17 protein-coding genes and 1 tRNA gene are annotated in these 17,347 nt (G+C 62.6%); 11 read left to right on the top strand and 7 right to left on the bottom strand.

Annotated features, from left to right (window positions below):
• Positions 1-1,217, bottom strand: a 1,217-nt coding sequence (locus JQ567_RS21015) for an IS4 family transposase (protein WP_212440544.1), incomplete at its 3' end; no start/stop codon positions are given.
• Between the two features lie 211 nt (positions 1,218-1,428).
• Positions 1,429-2,214: an SDR family NAD(P)-dependent oxidoreductase gene (locus JQ567_RS21010; RefSeq protein WP_192733888.1), complete on the bottom strand. Its 786-nt coding sequence runs from the start codon at positions 2,212-2,214 to the stop codon at positions 1,429-1,431.
• Positions 2,215-2,374: 160 nt separating this feature from the next.
• On the opposite strand from JQ567_RS21010, the gene JQ567_RS21005 reads away from it, so the two are divergent.
• Positions 2,375-3,085: a histidine phosphatase family protein gene (locus JQ567_RS21005; RefSeq protein ID WP_212440543.1), complete on the top strand. Its 711-nt coding sequence runs from the start codon at positions 2,375-2,377 to the stop codon at positions 3,083-3,085.
• 119 nt (positions 3,086-3,204) lie between these two features.
• The gene (locus JQ567_RS21000; RefSeq protein ID WP_212440542.1) at positions 3,205-3,972 is read left to right on the top strand and encodes an SDR family NAD(P)-dependent oxidoreductase; all 768 of its coding nucleotides are present in this window, start codon (positions 3,205-3,207) and stop codon (positions 3,970-3,972) included.
• A gap of 181 nt (positions 3,973-4,153) precedes the next feature.
• On the opposite strand, the gene JQ567_RS20995 is transcribed toward JQ567_RS21000, so the two are convergent.
• On the bottom strand, positions 4,154-5,377 hold the full coding sequence (locus JQ567_RS20995) for a serine hydrolase (protein WP_212440541.1): 1,224 nt from the start codon (positions 5,375-5,377) through the stop codon (positions 4,154-4,156).
• 174 nt (positions 5,378-5,551) lie between these two features.
• On the opposite strand from JQ567_RS20995, the gene JQ567_RS20990 reads away from it, so the two are divergent.
• Positions 5,552-5,627 (top strand) — tRNA-Trp (locus JQ567_RS20990).
• 44 nt (positions 5,628-5,671) lie between these two features.
• Here the strand turns inward: JQ567_RS20990 and JQ567_RS20985 are convergent.
• Entirely contained in the window at positions 5,672-5,866 is a 195-nt protein-coding gene (locus JQ567_RS20985; protein ID WP_212440540.1) for a hypothetical protein, read from the bottom strand.
• 376 nt (positions 5,867-6,242) lie between these two features.
• On the opposite strand from JQ567_RS20985, the gene secE reads away from it, so the two are divergent.
• From secE to JQ567_RS20960, 5 genes are all read left to right on the top strand, one after another.
• A complete protein-coding gene (secE, locus tag JQ567_RS20980; protein WP_212440539.1) occupies positions 6,243-6,434 on the top strand; it encodes a preprotein translocase subunit SecE in 192 nt (63 codons plus the stop codon).
• Between the two features lie 20 nt (positions 6,435-6,454).
• Positions 6,455-6,985 carry a transcription termination/antitermination protein NusG gene (gene nusG, locus JQ567_RS20975; protein WP_212440554.1) on the top strand — a complete coding sequence of 177 codons (531 nt, stop codon included), beginning with the start codon at positions 6,455-6,457 and terminating at the stop codon, positions 6,983-6,985.
• A 137-nt stretch (positions 6,986-7,122) separates the two neighbouring features.
• Complete coding sequence (rplK, locus tag JQ567_RS20970; protein ID WP_065728804.1) at positions 7,123-7,551, top strand: 50S ribosomal protein L11; 429 nt, start codon at positions 7,123-7,125, stop codon at positions 7,549-7,551.
• Positions 7,552-7,557: 6 nt separating this feature from the next.
• Positions 7,558-8,250 carry a 50S ribosomal protein L1 gene (gene rplA / locus JQ567_RS20965; protein WP_192733881.1) on the top strand — a complete coding sequence of 231 codons (693 nt, stop codon included), beginning with the start codon at positions 7,558-7,560 and terminating at the stop codon, positions 8,248-8,250.
• An 81-nt stretch (positions 8,251-8,331) separates the two neighbouring features.
• Positions 8,332-9,285, top strand: coding sequence for a 2-hydroxyacid dehydrogenase (locus JQ567_RS20960; protein WP_212440538.1), 954 nt, complete (start codon positions 8,332-8,334; stop codon positions 9,283-9,285).
• 62 nt (positions 9,286-9,347) lie between these two features.
• Here JQ567_RS20960 and JQ567_RS20955 read toward each other — a convergent pair whose 3' ends face one another.
• Genes JQ567_RS20955 through JQ567_RS20945 form a run of 3 tightly spaced genes read right to left on the bottom strand, consistent with a single transcriptional unit; the run spans position 9,348 to position 11,128 of the window.
• Positions 9,348-10,241 carry a sigma-70 family RNA polymerase sigma factor gene (locus JQ567_RS20955; protein WP_312017436.1) on the bottom strand — a complete coding sequence of 298 codons (894 nt, stop codon included), beginning with the start codon at positions 10,239-10,241 and terminating at the stop codon, positions 9,348-9,350.
• A complete protein-coding gene (locus JQ567_RS20950) occupies positions 10,213-10,758 on the bottom strand; it encodes a hypothetical protein (RefSeq protein WP_212440537.1) in 546 nt (181 codons plus the stop codon). Before JQ567_RS20950 ends, JQ567_RS20955 begins: the two co-directional genes overlap by 29 nt.
• Entirely contained in the window at positions 10,751-11,128 is a 378-nt protein-coding gene (locus JQ567_RS20945; protein ID WP_212440536.1) for a hypothetical protein, read from the bottom strand. The genes JQ567_RS20950 and JQ567_RS20945 overlap by 8 nt, the downstream gene beginning before the upstream one ends.
• A gap of 627 nt (positions 11,129-11,755) precedes the next feature.
• Here JQ567_RS20945 and rplJ point away from each other — a divergent pair.
• From rplJ to rpoB, 3 genes are all read left to right on the top strand, one after another.
• Complete coding sequence (rplJ, locus tag JQ567_RS20940) at positions 11,756-12,274, top strand: 50S ribosomal protein L10 (protein WP_212440535.1); 519 nt, start codon at positions 11,756-11,758, stop codon at positions 12,272-12,274.
• A gap of 52 nt (positions 12,275-12,326) precedes the next feature.
• Entirely contained in the window at positions 12,327-12,704 is a 378-nt protein-coding gene (rplL, locus tag JQ567_RS20935; protein ID WP_192733878.1) for a 50S ribosomal protein L7/L12, read from the top strand.
• Between the two features lie 457 nt (positions 12,705-13,161).
• Entirely contained in the window at positions 13,162-17,280 is a 4,119-nt protein-coding gene (gene rpoB / locus JQ567_RS20930; RefSeq protein ID WP_212414902.1) for a DNA-directed RNA polymerase subunit beta, read from the top strand.
• The last annotated feature ends 67 nt before the right edge of the window (positions 17,281-17,347 follow it).

Here is a 17,347-nt window from a genome sequence, read left to right as displayed (position 1 = left end):
ATGGGACCTGGCGGCTTGGACGAGGGGTAACCGTCCCAGCCGCCGAGCCGGCCGACGATCCAGGCGGCCCACGCGAGGCTGTCGGGCGGATGCGGATTTCTGAGCCGTTTGCTTTGAGCTTCGAGATTGCGATTGAAGGCGGCGAGGGTAGCGACTTCCGTGGCATCGAAGGCAATCCGAATGGGCTGGTGATCACGGCCATCGCGTGCCTGCACGAGTTGGAGGGTAATGACCGCCGCCTTGGCTGCGATCGCGACCAACTTGAGGAGCCGCTCGGCAGTCCCGACCTGGCTGTCTTCGAGCTTGAAGCCTTGCGTCTTGAGGATGCGGAAGAACTGCTCGATCAGCCACCGCCGCTTGTACCATTCGACGATGCGCCAAGCCTCTTCTGCCGTGGTCACCGGATGCGTCGTGAGCAGCCGCCAGTGCAGCGGCTCAATGCCGGCCTGAGGCTCGACCTCACGCACATCGACCAGGGTCAGCGAGAGGCTTTTCGGCAAATGGCGCAGGAACCTGGTTTGCGGTCTGGCCAGCTTCACGGCGCCGAAGCGCAGATCGAGAAGCGCGGCTCGCTCAGCCCGCTGTGCCCGCGCAGGCAGCACGATGGCTCGCTGTTCGATGATGGTCATGGCCTCGCTGGCCGCATACAGGCCGGAAGCATCCGCCAGCTTGCGATCGTGCATGCTGCGAGCAATGACGTGGAACTGCTCTTTCAGGGCGCTGGCATAGAGAGCGAAGATATCGCTCTCGCGGTCGCCCAGCATGGTCACCATAGCGGCCTTGGCCAGCAGCGGCTTGGCCGCCAGCGCGGTCGCGATCCAGCGCTGCGATTCCTTGTCCGTGAGGTCGCGCTGATCGTGCGAGACGGTGCGGCGGCCCTGGCGGGTCCAAACCTCGCCGTGCAACAGGCCAAGGCAGCTGCCGCTCTCGGCGTCTACCGCCAACATCGGGTGCAGCAACACCCCGCGGGTGTTGCCGTGGCCAATCTCGCCGAGGCCGCGCCGGCGTTGTGCCGTCGTGGCAAAATTGATTTCGCTGGTATCCTGGATCGCCAGCACATGACGGCCTTCCGCCGCGGTTGCCGTGCCCTCGCTCCAGCTTTCGATCACCCGCGCGGTCGTCACCTTGGAATTGCCGAGAAAGCGGTTGAACCGCACCTCCTGCGCCCGAACACCCTTCGCAAGCCGCCGCAGGCAGACATCCTTGCCAGCGACCATGCATTCGACGAGCGCCGCCCCCCTTTTTCGAGACGACGATCCCCGAACCGACCCAATGACCAGTCAATTTGCGCCAGCATGTCGACACCTCTGCCAAAGCCGAAGTGTCGCAATATGAATCACACAAAATGCCGATTCGGGAATCCCCAATAAACTAGATGTGTGCATGCCCTAGGGCCTTCGCCGGGACGACAAGTTGATAGAGCGAAACCTAAACCGGCTTGCCCGTATACGGCATCGACGCCGTCAAACCGCCGTCGACCGGGATCGCCTGACCGTTGACATAGGACGCGTCGTCGCTGGCAAGGAACAGTCCCATTGCGGCGAGTTCATGCGGCTGGCCGGCGCGCTTCAGCGGGTTGAGCTGGCCGATCTTGTCTTGGGTGCCGCGCTCCTTGGCGCGATCGAACACCGGCTTGGTCATGCCGGTTTCGATCAGGCCCGGACAGACTGCGTTGATGCGCACGCCGGTGCCGGACAGCGAATAGGCGGTCGTCTGCACCAAACTGATCACACCGGCCTTGCTTGCGCCATAGGGATGTCCGCTGGCGCCGGCCTTGAGACCTGCGACGGAAGCGGTGCAGACGATCGAGCCCGACTTCTGCCTGATCATGTGCGGCATCGAATGCTTGATTGCGAGGAACGGTCCGATCAAATTGATGCGCAGCACTTCCTGCCAGTGCTCCACCGTCTGTTCGGGAATCGGAACCAGCCCGCCGCTGACGCCGGCATTGGCCCAGATCGCATCGAGCTTGCCGTATTTCGAGACCGCCTTGTCGATGAAGGCCTTCACGTCGGCTTCCGATCCCGCATCCGCCATCACGGCTTCGACAATGCCGCCGGCGTCACTGACGAGCTTTGCGGTTTCCTTCACCGCTTCGCTGCGATCGACCGCAATCAGCTTTGCGCCTTCCCTGGTGAACAACAAGGAGGCCGCGCGTCCGATGCCGCTGCCTGCGCCGGTGATGATGACGGATTTGCCTTCGAGGCGGCCCATGAGGTTCTCCCTGGAGTTTGTTCGGTCGGCGTCTGCCGCCTTGCGGAATTTCAAACAAGATTTCAAACGCTCAAGAACGTCGAAGTGACTTGAGGCGATGCGCGCTCTGACGTACAGCGACATCAACGATTATTGCAAACACTATTGAGGGATTTTGGCGATGTCCAATCCAGCCAAGCCGAATGAAGTCACGACGCGCTGGTGGTGGGTGCGGCATGCGCCGGTCCGCGAGGACGGCGGCTGCATCTACGGGCAAAAGGATCTGGGCTGCGACACCAGCGATCGCGTGGTGTTCGACGCGGTCGGAAAAATCCTGCCGCGCAACGCGGTCTGGTATGCAAGCAACCTGAAGCGCACGCATCAGACCGCTGCCGCGATCTGGGACGCCGGATTTCCCAAACCCGCGGACATGCCGCACGAGAAGGCCTTTGCCGAACAGCATCTCGGCGAATGGCAGGGCATGAATCGCGCGGCGTTTCTGGCGAGGCAACCCGCCGGCAGCCACTGGTTCGCGGCGATCGACGAACCCGCGCCCGGCGGCGAAAGCTTCATGGATCTCTATTATCGCGTTCGAGGTGCGATCGAGCGCATCACGAAAGAGCAGGCGGGCAAGGACGTGATCGTCGCCGCGCATGGCGGAACGATCAAGGCCGCCATTGGTCTTGCGCTGGGCGGTCAACCCGACAAGGGCCTCGCTTTCGACATCGACAATGTATCGGTGACGCGGCTCGACCATATCTCCGCCGAAGGTCATTCGATCTGGCGGCTGCCGATGGTCAACCAGCAGCCGTGGATTGCGGACGCCTCGCACAATGCGATGCATCAGCCGGCCGGGCCGGAGATCGTGCCGCCTGCGACGAAGCTTGCGTGAGTCGTCATTCTCCGATGTGCAATTGCACATCGTAGTTCGATGCTTCGCATCACCCCGGAATGACGTTAGGTTTAAAACCAAAACCGGCGGACCGCCGGACCAACATTTGGGAGAGAGACATGAGCTTGTTCGACATGAAGGGCAAAGTCGCCGTCATCACCGGCTCCACGCGCGGCATCGGCCTTGCCATCGCCGAGCGGATGGCCGAGCACGGCGCCAAGGTCGTGATCTCCTCGCGCAAGCAGGACGTCTGCGATTCCGTCACCAAATCGATCAACGAAAAATTCGGCAAGGGCACGGCGGTCTCGGTCGCGGCGAATATTTCGAGCAAGGAAAACCTCCAAAACCTGGTCGATGAATCCAACCGCGCCTTCGGCAAGATCGACGTGCTGGTCTGCAACGCCGCGTCCAATCCTTACTATGGTCCGCTCGGCGGCATCTCCGACGATCAGTTCCGCAAGATTTTGGACAACAACATCGTCGCCAACAACTGGCTGATCAACATGGTCGTGCCGCAGATGATCGAACGCAAGGACGGCTCGATCATCATCGTGTCTTCGATCGGCGGTCTGAAGGGCTCGACCGTGCTCGGCGCCTACGCGATCTCGAAGGCCGCCGACATGCAGCTCGCGCGCAACCTCGCCTGCGAATACGGCAAGCACAACATCCGCGTGAACTGCATCGCGCCCGGCCTGATCAAGACCGATTTCGCCAAGGCGCTGTGGGACAATCCCGATACCCTGAAAGCCTCGACCGCACGCTCGCCGCTGCTCCGCATCGGCACCCCCGACGAGATCGCCGGCGCGGCGGTGTTCATGGGATCGGCGGCCGGCGACTTCATGACCGGCCAGACCATCGTGATCGATGGTGGGGCGACGATTAGTTGAGGCTATTCGTCGTCCCGGCGAAGGCCGGGACCCATACTCCGCAGCGATCGTTGCCGCAGAAAGTATCTAACGCCAGCGATTTCACCGATGGGCCGCGGCGTATGGGTCCCGGATCGCGCTCGCAAGTGGTCGCTTGTCCGGGACGACGGAATTTAGTTGCGTGTAATGCGTGTAAGGAGGCTCACTCCACCGCCGCGTATACCAGGTTCCGCAACATCGTGCGGATGTACTCCCGCTGGCCCGGGCCCTGCATCATGAACACCGCGAACAGGTCCTCCTTCGGGTCGATCCAGAAGAACGTCCCGGCCATCCCGCTCCAGAAGAAGTTGCCGCGCGAGCCCGGGAACGGCGCCATGCCGTCATGGGTGCGGACCGCAAAGCAGAGGCCAAAGCCGTGGCCGGCCGGCATCAAGGGCGAGTTGACCTTGACCGATGGGGCGAGGTGATCGGACGCCATCAGTTCCAGCGTCTTGCGTCCAACGATCCTGTTGCCATCCAGGGTGCCACCGTTGAGCAGCATCTGGCTGAAGCGCGCATAGTCCATCGTGGTCGACACCAGCCCGCCGCCGCCGGATTCCATCACCGGCTTTTCGAGCATGTTGAAGAGCTGGACCTTGTCGCCGTTCCAGGGATCAGTCGGGAATGCCTCGGCCAGCCGGCCGGCATTTTCCTCTGCGGTGTGGAACGCGGTCTCGGCCATCTGCAGCGGCGCCAGGATGCGCTCGGTCAGGAAGGCGCCGAGCGACTTGCCGGAGATGACTTCGATGATGCGGCCGAGGATGTCGGTGGAGCGGCTGTAATTCCATTCCGCGCCGGGCTGGCAGATCAGCGGCATGGTCGCGACCATCGCGGCATGTTCGGCATTGGTGATCTTGCGGCTGCGCAGCCGCGATTGCTGATAGAGCTGTTGCACCAGTCCGTTGCCGGTGTGGTCGTACGTGATACCCGAAGTGTGGCGCAGCAGGTCCTGTACCGTCATCTGCCGCTTCAGGGGCACCAGATCGAGCTGGCCGTTGTGTTCAACGCCGACCTTCTGGCCGGCGAATTCGGGGATGAATTTGGCGACGGGGTCGCTGAGCAGGAAGTGGCCGTCCTCGATCAGCATCATGATTCCAACAGAGACGATCGGCTTGGTCATCGAGAAGATGCGGAAGATGCTGTCGTGCGCCATCGGCGCGGACAAGATGGGCGCCTGCCGGCCGATCGCGTCGAACCAGCCGATCTGGCCGCGGCGGGCCACCAGCACGGTCGCACCCGGCAGGGTTCCCTTGTCGACCTCGCGCTTGAAGGCGTCCGACATGCGTTGCAGGCGGGCAGTGGACAACCCGATCTGTTCCGGCTTGGCGTGGGGGAGGGACGGGGTCTGCGGGGCGGCGGCGTGTTTGGGGGCGGTCTGCGCGTTCATGGTCTCTCCCACTGCTCTTGTTGTTATGGCAGGGAGCAAGTTTGGCGCAGAACACTTGACTTGAACAGGGCGGTTACCGATTTCCAGAGGGGCGGTAACCGCTTCGCCCTTGCAATCGGGGCATTGCCTATGCTTGAAACGGGCCGAAACCGGCGGCGACGCATGGTTCGCGATAGGGGTGTAGCTCAGTTGGTAGAGTACCGGTCTCCAAAACCGGTTGTCGCAGGTTCGAGCCCTGCCGCCCCTGCCAGCCAAATCAAGGACTTGCGCGAGCTTTCCGCCGCCAGTCCGGATCTAGCCGAAGAATCCCACCACGATCGCCATGTCCGAAGTCGCGGGCTCGAGGCCTCGCAGATTCGCATCAATCACCCGCCGGCAGGCATCGATGGTGACGGTATCGCCGAGGTCGTTGGCCGCGTCGAGAACGCTCCAGGCGATGTCACCTGCAGGTCCGTCCTGACCGGTCTGGTGTTGGTTAAGCAGCGACATCGTCACCTCACGGTCCATCAAGGGAACCGTCAGGATGGCGGGGAGCCTTTAAGAACCCGACCACGCTCTGATTCGGATTTGAGGGGCGCCCGGCACCAGCGGTTAACCAAGGGCCTTCGGTCCGGCCCGGGGCGTTTCCGCCGGCCCGGGGGCCTTTCCGCCGGCCGGCGCGTACCTTGACCTTTTGCCCGACTGGCAGTAGATACCCGCCACCTGCTGCTGGCCCGTTATGCGGATATCCGGCGCGGCTTTGAAATCCCCCGAACAATCGAGCCCGCTTGGCGGCTCATCCTTCGAGAGAGGGCTGGGCGCTAGAGGGCTGTTCGGATTCACTTAAATTCAGACATTCGTTTCACGAAGGACGCGGTACCCAACGATGGCTCTCAGCCCGTTCAAGTTCCTGCAGGAAGTGCGTTCGGAGACCGCCAAGGTCACCTGGCCGACCCGCCGCGAAGTGACCATCACCACCATCATGGTGTTCGTGATGGTTGCGCTGGCTTCGATCTTCTTCTTCGCCGCGGATATGATCATCCGCTATCTCATTACCTTCCTGCTGGGCGTCCACTGATGAGCACCGGAACCCAAACGATGGACAAGCGCTGGTATATTGTTCACGCCTATTCGAACTTCGAGAAGAAGGTTGCGGAATCGATCCGCGAACAGTCCAAGCAGCGCGGGCTGGAGGAACTGTTCGAGCAGGTCCTGGTGCCGACCGAAAAGGTCACCGAGGTGCGCCGCGGCCGCAAGATCGACGCCGAGCGCAAGTTCTTCCCGGGCTACGTGCTGGTGAAGATGAAGCTGACCGACGAGGCGTTCCATCTCATCAAGAACACGCCCAAGGTGACCGGCTTCCTGGGCGCCGAAAACAAGCCGATGCCGATCTCGGACTCCGAGGCGATGCGGATCCTGCACCAGGTGCAGGAAGGCGTCGAACGTCCGAAGGCGTCGGTGTCGTTCGAAATCGGCGAGAACGTCCGCGTGGCCGATGGGCCGTTCGCGTCGTTCTCCGGCGTGGTCGAGGAAATTGACGAGGCGCGCAGCCGCGTGAAGGTCGCGGTGTCGATCTTCGGCCGCGCCACGCCCGTCGAACTGGAATTCGGTCAGGTCGAGAAGGTCTGATCGTCTTGACCTCTTCCCGCATGCGGGGAGAGGGAAAAGTGCCGTGGGAGGAGATGGGTGATCGCCAGTCATCCGTTGAACCGCACCACGGTCCTGTGAAGCTACCGGATGATCCGGAGCAACATGAGGAGTGACGTATGGCAAAGAAAGTGACCGGATACCTGAAATTGCAGGTGCCGGCGGGTGCTGCGAATCCTTCGCCCCCGATCGGTCCCGCGCTTGGTCAGCGCGGTCTCAACATCATGGAATTCTGCAAGGCGTTCAACGCCCAGACGCAGAAGGAAGAAAAGAACACCCCGATTCCGGTGGTGATCACGATCTACGCCGATCGTTCGTTCACCTTCGAGATGAAGACCCCGCCGATGTCATTCTTCCTCAAGCAGGCCGCCAAGATCCAGTCCGGTTCGAAAGCCCCGGGCCGCGACAAGGCCGGCCAGGTGACCAAAGCGCAGGTGCGCGAGATCGCCGAAAAGAAGATGAAGGATCTCAATTGCGATTCCGTCGAGTCGGCCATGAAGATGGTCGAGGGCTCCGCCCGTTCGATGGGTCTGGAAGTTGCGGGGTAACGGACCATGGCAATCGGAAAACGTTTGAAGAAGGCCCGCGAGGGCGTCGACCGCGAGAAGCTCTATCCGCTCGCGGACGCCATCAAGATGGTCAAGGAACGCGCCAAGTCGAAGTTCGACGAGACGATCGAGATCGCGATCAATCTCGGCGTCGATCCGCGTCACGCCGACCAGATGGTCCGCGGCGTGGTGACCCTGCCGAACGGCACCGGCCGCACCCTGCGCGTCGGCGTGTTCGCGCGCGGCGCCAAGGCGGAAGAGGCCAAGGCAGCGGGTGCTGACGTCGTCGGCGCCGAAGACCTGGTCGAGAAGGTGCAGGGCGGTGCGATCGATTTCGATCGTTGTATCGCCACCCCCGACATGATGCCGCTGGTCGGCCGCCTCGGTAAGGTGCTCGGCCCGCGCGGCATGATGCCGAACCCGAAGATCGGCACCGTGACGATGGACGTCGCCACCGCCGTGAAGGGCGCCAAGGGCGGCTCGGTCGAGTTCCGCGTCGAGAAGGCCGGCATCGTGCAGGCCGGCATCGGCAAGGCGTCGTTCACCGAAGAGAAGCTGGTGCAGAACGTCAAGGCGCTCGCGGATGCGGTCTCCAAGGCGAAACCCGCCGGCTCCAAGGGCACCTACATCCAGCGCGTGGCGGTCTCCTCCACCATGGGCCCGGGCGTCAAGGTCGAGCCGGGCACGCTGCTCGGTTAAGGTCTTGCGGCAGCAATGAGAAAACAGGGCGGAATCGGGTGACCGGTTCCGCCCTTTGCTTTGCGACAGGGAAAGAACAACATGCCCGAAAAGGTCCTGGTCTATTCGCGTTTCCCAAAAGCCCTGATGCTGCGGATCGGTGAGCGCTTCGAATTGCTGGAAGCTGCGGGCAAGCCGCCGAACGAGACGTTCTCGGCCGAACAACTCTCCGGTATTCGCGCGATGATCACGGCAGGCGGCACGCCACTCCGCGCCGATGTGATGGATTCGATGCCAGAACTCGCAGCCATTGTCTGTTACGGCACCGGATATGACGGCGTCGATCTCGCAGCTGTGGCAAAGCGCAAGATTGTGCTCGGCCACAGCCCGGGCGCGAATGCTGCCTCTGTTGCCGACATTGCGGTGACGCTGATGCTGGCCGCGACCCGGCGGTTGCTGGTGGCCGACGATTACGTGCGAAGTGGTAGCTGGGCTGGCGCAAAGCCATCACCGATGATGCGTCCGCAGGCCGGCATGCTCGGCCGCAGGATCGGCGTCTACGGCATGGGGGAGATCGGCCGCAAGATCGCCGCGCGTGTCGCAGCCTTCGAGACTGAAGTGGGCTATTTCAGCCGCAGCCAACACGACGTGCCGTATCAATATTTTCCGACGCTCGAGGCGCTCGCGGAATGGTGCAGCGTGCTGATGATCGCGGTTCGCGCCGGCAGCGACACCCACCACGTGGTTGACGCCAATATCCTGAACAAGCTCGGCAGGGACGGCTACGTCATCAACATCGCGCGCGGTTCGGTGATCGATCAGCAGGCGCTGGTCGCGGCGCTGACCGACCAGACCATCGCCGGCGCCGGCCTCGACGTCTACGCCAGGGAGCCGCATGCGCCGGACGCGCTGACGGCGCTGCCGAACGTCGTATTGTCCCCGCATATCGGCGGTCACACGCTGGAATCGCATGTGGCGATGCAGGACTGTGTGATGGCCAATCTCGAGGCGTATTTCGCCGGGAAGCCGTTGCCTTACGGCGTGAAACTCGGCTGATCGGGGGAAGCCGAATCAAAATCGCGAAAACAACCCCATGCAAAGTAGGATGGGGCCCGGCTCTAGTGCCGGGAAGCCGGCAGCAGGTGCCGCAGCTTGTCGGGATTGCGGACGATATAGATCGCCGCGATCCGCTCCCCGTCGATCGCCACGCTCAGCGTGTGATCGAGTTCGCCGTCGACATAGAACAGGGCGCCAATGGCGCCGTTGATGACAGCCGGTTCGACGCGAAGCTCATGTCCGGGATTCTTGGCCGCAAGGCCGATGAAGAAGCGGGCGATCTTGTCGGCGCCGTGAATCGGATTGCGCGCGGCTGTCTTGCGGCCGCCGCCATCGGTGATCGCAACCGCGTCTTCGCGCAGCAGCTCGGCCAAACGCGCCACATTGCCGCTGGTTACGGCCTCGCCGAACGCCATCAGCAGGCGGGCGTGATTATCCGGCGTTGCGGCCGGCGCGGGGCGTTGGTCGCGCACCGCGCGGCGGGCCCGGGTTGCGAGTTGCCGGCACGCTGCCTCTGACCGGTCGAGCATGGCGGCGATCTCGGAAAATGGCGTATCGAAGACGTCGTGCAGAAGGAACGCCGCGCGCTCCATCGGCGACAGCCGGTCCAGCGCCAGCAGCAACGCAAACGAAAGGTCATCGGCGAGTTCTGTCGCCGCGTCGGGCGAAAGACCCTCCGTATCGCAGACCGGCTCGGGCAGCCAGGGCCCGACATAGACTTCCCGCCGCGCTTTCGCGCTCTTCAGGCGGTCGAGGCAAAGCCGCGTCACGATGGTGACGAGAAAGGCCTCGGGGTTGTGAACGTCGTGGGCGCCGGCAAAGCGCAGATAGGCATCCTGCACGATGTCTTCGGCGTCGCTGCGGCTGCCGAGCATGCGATAGGCGAGCCCGAGCAGGCGCCCGCGATGGGGCGCCAGCGGGTCGCCTTCAAGCGGCCTGTTTGACGACATCGACATTATGTCCATCCACCGTGACGCGGCGACATTCCCTGGCATAGCCGAGCCCGGCCTTCACCATCGGGAACATCCGGCCCATTTGCAGCGCCAGCGTCAAATCGATAACGCCTTTCTGGCCCCATTGGGCGCGCACGGCGTCGCGAAATTCCTCGTCGTCGGTCGAGCGCCGCACTACGGCATCGGCAAACCGAAACGCCAGACAAGTGGTGTCGCTCATCGCGCGGGGATCGCGCCGCAACACCGCTTCGATCTCGTCCCTGGTCATGCCGGCTTCCAGCGCCATGTCGACACAGAGCTGCGTGCAGGGGCCGCAATCTTCCGCCAGGGTGCCGACGAGTTTGGCGGCAAAGCTGGCTTCGACAGGAACCACCTCGCGATGCCCCGCGGCCTTCATCACGGACGCAAACTTGAAGAACGCGGCGGGCGCCTCCTTCAGCATCATCTCCAGATAGCTCGTGTCGTAACCGTAACGCTCGGCTGTGGCGCGCAGCATGCGGCGCGCGATCCAACTACGCATAATATTCTCCTTTGCTGGGGAAGGCGGAATAGAGGGCGACGGCCGCCGGCAGGATGATGACGAGCAGGTCGAAGCCAACGTGGTGGGAGTGCCCGCCGACGATCATGACCAAATGGAGCAGGGCATGTGCGGCGAGGAACCCGGCGCCGGCGACGGCGGCCGGCCAGTACCGCGGACGCCAGGCCCGTGCCGCGAGCGACAGACCGGCGGCAAGAAACGCCAGGCCGATGTCCTGGACGAAATGCGGGTTGAAGGGCCCGGTATCGGTGACGCCGGGGACATTGGCGTACCAGAACGGCCCGGCGACGAGCATGGTCAGGCCGTTGATGAGGGCGGGTATCGCGAGAATTGCTGCTAATGAGCGCTGCATTTTGAACCTCCTGCGCCGTTAGACGAGCGAGGGGCCTCCGGTGTGACAGAACGGGGCGAAAAAAATCGCGCGCCCTTTGTTCCCCTAAGCGCCGCGGCCTGAATTTTGCCCTTGGCAAGACGGGCGAGACTCGGTAAAGAACGGCTTCCGGGCGTGCTGGCCGTTGCTGGCACGTCTGTGCTCGCATTCCGAAAACCCGACACGGTAGGAGATCATTCCTTTCAGGACATCCGCTATGGATTGCTCGAAAGGAAGGAAACTCATCGTCAGGCTGGAATGCGGCAGGGGGCGTCCGGCTTGCCGGATAACCTCGATCCTGTCCAAGACTGCAGGCGCCGAAGTTGAAATTTGCACTGAAATGCAAATTTCTTCAACGGCTTAATAGCATAGCCTGCACAGACGGGTGAAGACCGGATTTTGCTCGGCGTCGCATCATGCGGCGTGTGGGCCGATTTGGTTCGAACCTCGACACCCCGCGCCATCTGGTTCGGGAGGGCAGGCTTTTCAATGTCGTCTTGCCCGACGTGTCCGAAGGACTGGTGTCTTGAGGTCAGGTTTGGGTGAGACGGTGGGTGCAACCCGGCGGTCTCGCCTCACGCGAAGGCCGCCAACCGGAGAGAGCTTGCTGTGGAAAGAGCGGCAAAAAAGGACGCGGTTGAAGCGCTGAACGGGGTCTTCAAGACCACCAGCGTTGCAGTCGTCGCCCACTATTCCGGCCTCACCGTGGCCCAGATGCAGAAGCTGCGCACGCAGATGAAGCTGGCGGGTGCGTCGGTGAAGGTCTCGAAGAACCGTCTCGCCAAAATTGCTCTTGAAGGCACGGATGTCGTTGCCATCGGTTCCCTGCTGAAGGGACCGACCGTGATCGCCACTTCAGACGATCCGGTAGCGGCGCCGAAGGTTGCCATCGAATTCGCCAAGACGAACGAGCAGTTCGTCATTCTCGGCGGCTCGATGGGTAAAACCGTCCTGGATGTTAACGGCGTGAAGGCTCTTGCCTCGCTGCCGTCACTCGATGAACTGCGCGGAAAGCTTGTCGGCCTCCTGGTGGCGCCGGCGACCAAGATCGCTCAGCTCTCGACTGCGCCCGCGGCCAAGCTCGCGCGCGTCGTCCAGGCCTATGCCTCAAAGAGCGAAGCGGCCTGACCCTTCGCAAATCAAACCTGGTTCGAACCAATACGTTTAAGGAAACAGATCAATGGCTGACTTACAGAAAATCGTCGACGACCTCTCGAGCCTGACCGTGCTCGAAGCTGCCGAGCTCGCAAAGCTCCTTGAAGAAAAGTGGGGCGTGTCCGCCGCTGCCGCCGTTGCGGTTGCCGGTCCGGCCGGTGGTGGCGCTGCCGCCGCTCCCGCTGAAGAAAAGACCGACTTCACGGTCGTCCTCGCCGCCGCCGGCGAGAAGAAGATCGAAGTCATCAAGGAAGTCCGCGCCATCACCGGCCTGGGCCTCAAGGAAGCCAAGGACCTCGTCGAAGGCGCGCCGAAGCCGGTCAAGGAAGGCGTCAACAAGGACGAAGCCGAGAAGATCAAGGCCCAGCTCGAAAAGGCCGGCGCCAAGGTTGAACTCAAGTAACGCAAGTTACTTGAGACAAGGTCCCGGGCGGGGCGCAGCTGCACCCGGGATCGAGGCAAAAGTCGTGCTATGGGACAACCGGACGCACGGCGTACACAAAAATGTGTGGGGATTCGCGGGGTTAACCCTCGAATCTCCACTATTGTCATCCCATATCGGGTTGGCAGCAGGAAAATACGGTAGGCGGCGGGGACGGCAGGGTTCTCGGCGTAAGCCGTTGGGAGACAGTCAAATTTCGGGCTTTTTCAGTCCGTGAAGCGATGGTTGGACGGGCGAGGTGCAGTCATGCGCCTCGCGCGTCGTTTTGCGTTTTGAAGGTCTGGAGAACGAATTTGGGACTTAATTCCTGAATTTGGGCTTGGTTCCGGCGAAGCGATTCGAAAATTCAACCCGGGGGCGATGGCAATCGCGCTTCGGAAGGTTCGTCCATCAAGGGCGACGAAAATGAGAGGCCACGATGGCGCAGCAGACATTCACCGGTCGCAAACGCATCCGCAAGTTTTTTGGACACATCAAGGAAGTCGCAGAGATGCCGAACCTCATCGAGGTTCAGAAGGCGTCCTATGACCAGTTCCTGATGGTCGATGAGCCGGTCGGCGGCCGTCTGGACGAGGGCCTGCAGGCGGTCTTCCGTTCGGTGTTCCCGATCTCGGATTTCTCCGGCACATCGATGCTGGAGTTCGTCCGCTATGAATTCGAACCGCCGAAATACGACGTCGACGAGTGCCGCCAGCGCGGCATGACCTATGCGGCGCCGCTGAAGGTGACGCTGCGCCTGATCGTGTTCGATATCGACGAGGAAACCGGCGCCAAGTCGGTCAAGGACATCAAGGAGCAGGACGTCTACATGGGCGATATCCCGCTCATGACCATGAACGGCACCTTCGTCGTGAACGGCACCGAGCGCGTCATCGTCTCCCAGATGCACCGTTCGCCCGGCGTGTTCTTCGACCACGACAAGGGCAAGACCCATTCGTCCGGCAAGCTGCTGTTTGCCGCCCGCGTGATCCCGTACCGCGGTTCCTGGCTCGACATCGAGTTCGACGCCAAGGACATCGTGTTCGCGCGCATCGACCGCCGCCGCAAGATCCCCGTGACCTCGCTGATGTACGCGCTTGGTCTCGACGGCGAGACGATCCTGTCCACCTTCTACAAGAAGATCAATTACAAGCGTGCCAAGGAAGGCTGGCGCGTGCCGTTCGACGCCACCCGTTTCCGTGGCTACTCGACCATCAACGACCTGATCGACGCCGACACCGGCAAGGTCGTGCTCGAGGCCGGCAAGAAGCTGACCGTGCGCAGCGCGCGCCAGATGCAGGAAAAGGGCCTCAAGGCGCTGCGTCTGTCGGACGAAGAGCTGATCGGCAACTATCTGGCCGAGGACCTCGTCAACCCGAAGACCGGTGAAATCTACGCCGAAGCCGGCGAGGAACTGACCGAGAAGTCGCTGAAGGCGCTCAACGAGCAGGGCTACAAGGAACTGCCGCTGCTCGACATCGACCACGTCAATGTCGGCGCCTACATCCGCAACACGCTGCATGCCGACAAGAACATGACGCGTGAAGACGCGCTGTTCGACATCTACCGCGTGATGCGTCCCGGCGAGCCGCCGACCATCGACTCGGCGCAGACCATGTTCCAGTCGCTGTTCTTCGACAGCGAGCGCTACGACCTGTCCGCGGTCGGCCGCGTCAAGATGAACATGCGCCTCGAACTCGACGCGCCCGACACCCACCGCACGCTGCGCAAGGAAGACATCCTGGCCGTCATCAAGACGCTGGTCGACCTGCGCGACGGCAAGGGCGAGATCGACGACATCGACCATCTCGGCAACCGCCGGGTGCGTTCGGTCGGCGAATTGATGGAAAACCAGTACCGCATCGGCCTGTTGCGCATGGAGCGCGCGATCAAGGAGCGCATGTCCAGTGTCGATATCGACACCGTGATGCCGCAGGACCTGATCAACGCCAAGCCGGCGGCTGCCGCGGTGCGCGAGTTCTTCGGCTCCTCGCAGCTGTCGCAGTTCATGGACCAGACCAACCCGCTGTCGGAGATCACCCACAAGCGCCGTCTCTCGGCGCTTGGACCGGGCGGTCTGACCCGCGAGCGCGCCGGCTTCGAAGTGCGCGACGTGCATCCGACGCATTACGGCCGTATCTGCCCGATCGAGACGCCGGAAGGCCCGAACATCGGTCTGATCAACTCGCTGGCGACGTTTGCGCGCGTCAACAAGTACGGCTTCGTCGAGACGCCTTACCGCAAGGTCAAGGACGGCCGCGTCACCGAGGAGGTCGTGTACCTCTCGGCGATGGAGGAGGGCCGTTATCGCGTGGCGCAGGCCAACGTGCCGCTCGACGCCAAGGGCCGCTTCACCGAGGACCTGATCATCTGCCGTCACGCCGGCGAAGTGTTGCCGATCACGCCGGACAAGGTCGACTACATGGACGTGTCGCCGAAACAGCTGGTTTCGGTTGCCGCGGCCCTGATCCCGTTCCTCGAGAACGACGACGCCAACCGCGCGCTGATGGGCTCGAACATGCAGCGCCAGGCGGTGCCGCTGGTTCGCGCCGAGGCGCCGTTCGTCGGCACCGGCATGGAAGGCGTGGTTGCGCGTGACTCGGGTGCTGCGATCGCGGCGCGCCGTTCCGGCGTGATCGACCAGATCGACGCTACCCGCGTCGTGATCCGCGCCACCGAGGATCTCGATCCCACCAAGTCGGGCGTCGATATCTACCGGCTGATGAAGTACCAGCGCTCCAACCAGTCGACCTGCATCAACCAGCGTCCGCTGGTGAAGGTCGGCGACATCGTCAAGAAGGGCGACATCATCGCTGACGGTCCCTCGACCGATCTCGGCGAACTCGCGCTCGGCCGCAACGTGCTGGTCGCGTTCATGCCGTGGAATGGCTACAACTTCGAAGACTCGATCCTGCTCTCCGAGCGGATCGTGAAGGACGACGTCTTCACCTCGATCCACATCGAGGAGTTCGAGGTGATGGCCCGCGACACCAAGCTTGGTCCGGAGGAAATCACCCGCGACATTCCGAACGTTTCGGAAGAAGCGCTGAAGAATCTCGACGAAGCCGGTATCGTTTACATCGGCGCCGAAGTTCGCGCCGGCGACATCCTGGTCGGCAAGATCACGCCGAAGGGCGAAAGCCCGATGACGCCGGAAGAAAAGCTGCTGCGCGCCATCTTCGGCGAAAAGGCGTCCGACGTCCGCGACACCTCGCTCCGCGTGCCCCCGGGCGTGCAGGGCACGATCGTCGAAGTGCGCGTGTTCAACCGTCACGGCGTCGACAAGGACGAACGCGCTCTGGCGATCGAGCGGGAAGAGATCGAGCGTCTGGCCAAGGACCGCGACGACGAGCAGGCGATTCTCGACCGTAACGTCTACGGCCGTCTGGCGGAGCTTCTGGAAAACCGCCAGGGCATCGCCGGTCCGAAGGGCTTCAAGAAGGACACCAAGATCACCCGTGCGGTGCTCGACGAGCATCCGCGCTCGCAGTGGTGGCTGTTCGCTTCGCCCAACGACAAGCTGATGGCTGAAATCGAGGCGATGCGGAAGCAGTACGACGAATCGAAGAAAGGCCTTGAACAGCGCTTCCTCGACAAGGTCGAGAAGCTGCAGCGTGGCGACGAACTGCCGCCCGGCGTGATGAAGATGGTCAAGGTCTTCGTCGCGGTGAAGCGCAAGATCCAGCCCGGCGACAAGATGGCCGGCCGTCACGGCAACAAGGGCGTGGTGTCCAAGATCGTTCCGATCGAGGACATGCCGTTTCTCGAGGACGGCACCCATGCCGACATCGTGCTCAATCCGCTCGGCGTGCCATCGCGCATGAACGTCGGTCAGATTCTGGAGACGCATCTCGGCTGGGCCTGCGCGGGCCTCGGCAAGCGCATCGGCCAGACCATCGACGCCTATTATCAGAAGCAGGATCTCAAGCCGCTGCGCGAGACCCTGAAGAAGATCTATGGCGACGATGAAACCATCAAGACGCTGAACGACAACGAGTTGATGGAGCTCGGCCGCAATCTCAGCCACGGCGTGCCGATCGCAACGCCGGTGTTCGACGGCGCCAAGGAAGCCGACATCGAGGAAATGCTGAAGCTCGCGGGCTTCGACGCCTCGGGCCAGTCGACCGTCTATGACGGCCGGACCGGCGACGCCTTCGACCGCAAGGTGACAGTGGGCTACATCTACATGCTCAAGCTGCACCATCTCGTGGACGACAAGATCCACGCGCGTTCGATCGGACCGTACTCGCTCGTTACCCAGCAGCCGCTGGGCGGTAAGGCGCAGTTCGGCGGCCAGCGTTTCGGCGAAATGGAGGTCTGGGCGCTCGAAGCGTACGGCGCCGCCTACACGCTGCAGGAAATGCTGACCGTGAAGTCGGACGACGTCGCCGGCCGTACCAAGGTGTACGAGGCGATCGTGCGCGGCGACGACACGTTCGAGGCAGGTATCCCGGAATCGTTCAACGTGCTGGTCAAGGAAATGCGCTCGCTCGGCCTCAACGTCGACCTGCACAACTCCAAGATCGGCCCGGCCACGACGTCCGAGGCGGCAGAGTAACGCTTACGATTTCATGTCCGGCGCATGCGGGCGAAGCAAGTCTTCGCTCAGATGTGCCGGGCATTCG

The sequence above is a fragment of the Bradyrhizobium sp. AUGA SZCCT0431 genome (assembly GCF_018131065.1).
Taxonomy (GTDB): Bacteria; Pseudomonadota; Alphaproteobacteria; order Rhizobiales; family Xanthobacteraceae; genus Bradyrhizobium.
Note: the sequence above shows the minus strand (reverse complement) of the source record. Positions and strands in the feature narration are given on the sequence as shown.

Bases quoted from the DNA above. Each gene is read 5' to 3' on its own strand.
- rpoB (WP_212414902.1), top strand. From the start codon at position 13,162: ATGGCGCAGCAGACATTCACCGGTCGCAAACGCATCCGCAAGTTTTTT.
- rplA (WP_192733881.1), top strand. From the start codon at position 7,558: ATGGCAATCGGAAAACGTTTGAAGAAGGCCCGCGAGGGCGTCGACCGC.
- JQ567_RS20945 (WP_212440536.1), bottom strand. From the start codon at position 11,128: ATGCAGCGCTCATTAGCAGCAATTCTCGCGATACCCGCCCTCATCAAC.
- JQ567_RS20960 (WP_212440538.1), top strand. From the start codon at position 8,332: ATGCCCGAAAAGGTCCTGGTCTATTCGCGTTTCCCAAAAGCCCTGATG.
- JQ567_RS21010 (WP_192733888.1), bottom strand. From the start codon at position 2,214: ATGGGCCGCCTCGAAGGCAAATCCGTCATCATCACCGGCGCAGGCAGC.
- rplL (WP_192733878.1), top strand. From the start codon at position 12,327: ATGGCTGACTTACAGAAAATCGTCGACGACCTCTCGAGCCTGACCGTG.
- JQ567_RS20955 (WP_312017436.1), bottom strand. From the start codon at position 10,241: ATGTCGATGTCGTCAAACAGGCCGCTTGAAGGCGACCCGCTGGCGCCC.
- secE (WP_212440539.1), top strand. From the start codon at position 6,243: ATGGCTCTCAGCCCGTTCAAGTTCCTGCAGGAAGTGCGTTCGGAGACC.
- JQ567_RS20985 (WP_212440540.1), bottom strand. From the start codon at position 5,866: ATGTCGCTGCTTAACCAACACCAGACCGGTCAGGACGGACCTGCAGGT.
- JQ567_RS21005 (WP_212440543.1), top strand. From the start codon at position 2,375: ATGTCCAATCCAGCCAAGCCGAATGAAGTCACGACGCGCTGGTGGTGG.
- JQ567_RS20995 (WP_212440541.1), bottom strand. From the start codon at position 5,377: ATGAACGCGCAGACCGCCCCCAAACACGCCGCCGCCCCGCAGACCCCG.
- JQ567_RS21000 (WP_212440542.1), top strand. From the start codon at position 3,205: ATGAGCTTGTTCGACATGAAGGGCAAAGTCGCCGTCATCACCGGCTCC.
- nusG (WP_212440554.1), top strand. From the start codon at position 6,455: ATGGACAAGCGCTGGTATATTGTTCACGCCTATTCGAACTTCGAGAAG.
- JQ567_RS20950 (WP_212440537.1), bottom strand. From the start codon at position 10,758: ATGCGTAGTTGGATCGCGCGCCGCATGCTGCGCGCCACAGCCGAGCGT.
- rplK (WP_065728804.1), top strand. From the start codon at position 7,123: ATGGCAAAGAAAGTGACCGGATACCTGAAATTGCAGGTGCCGGCGGGT.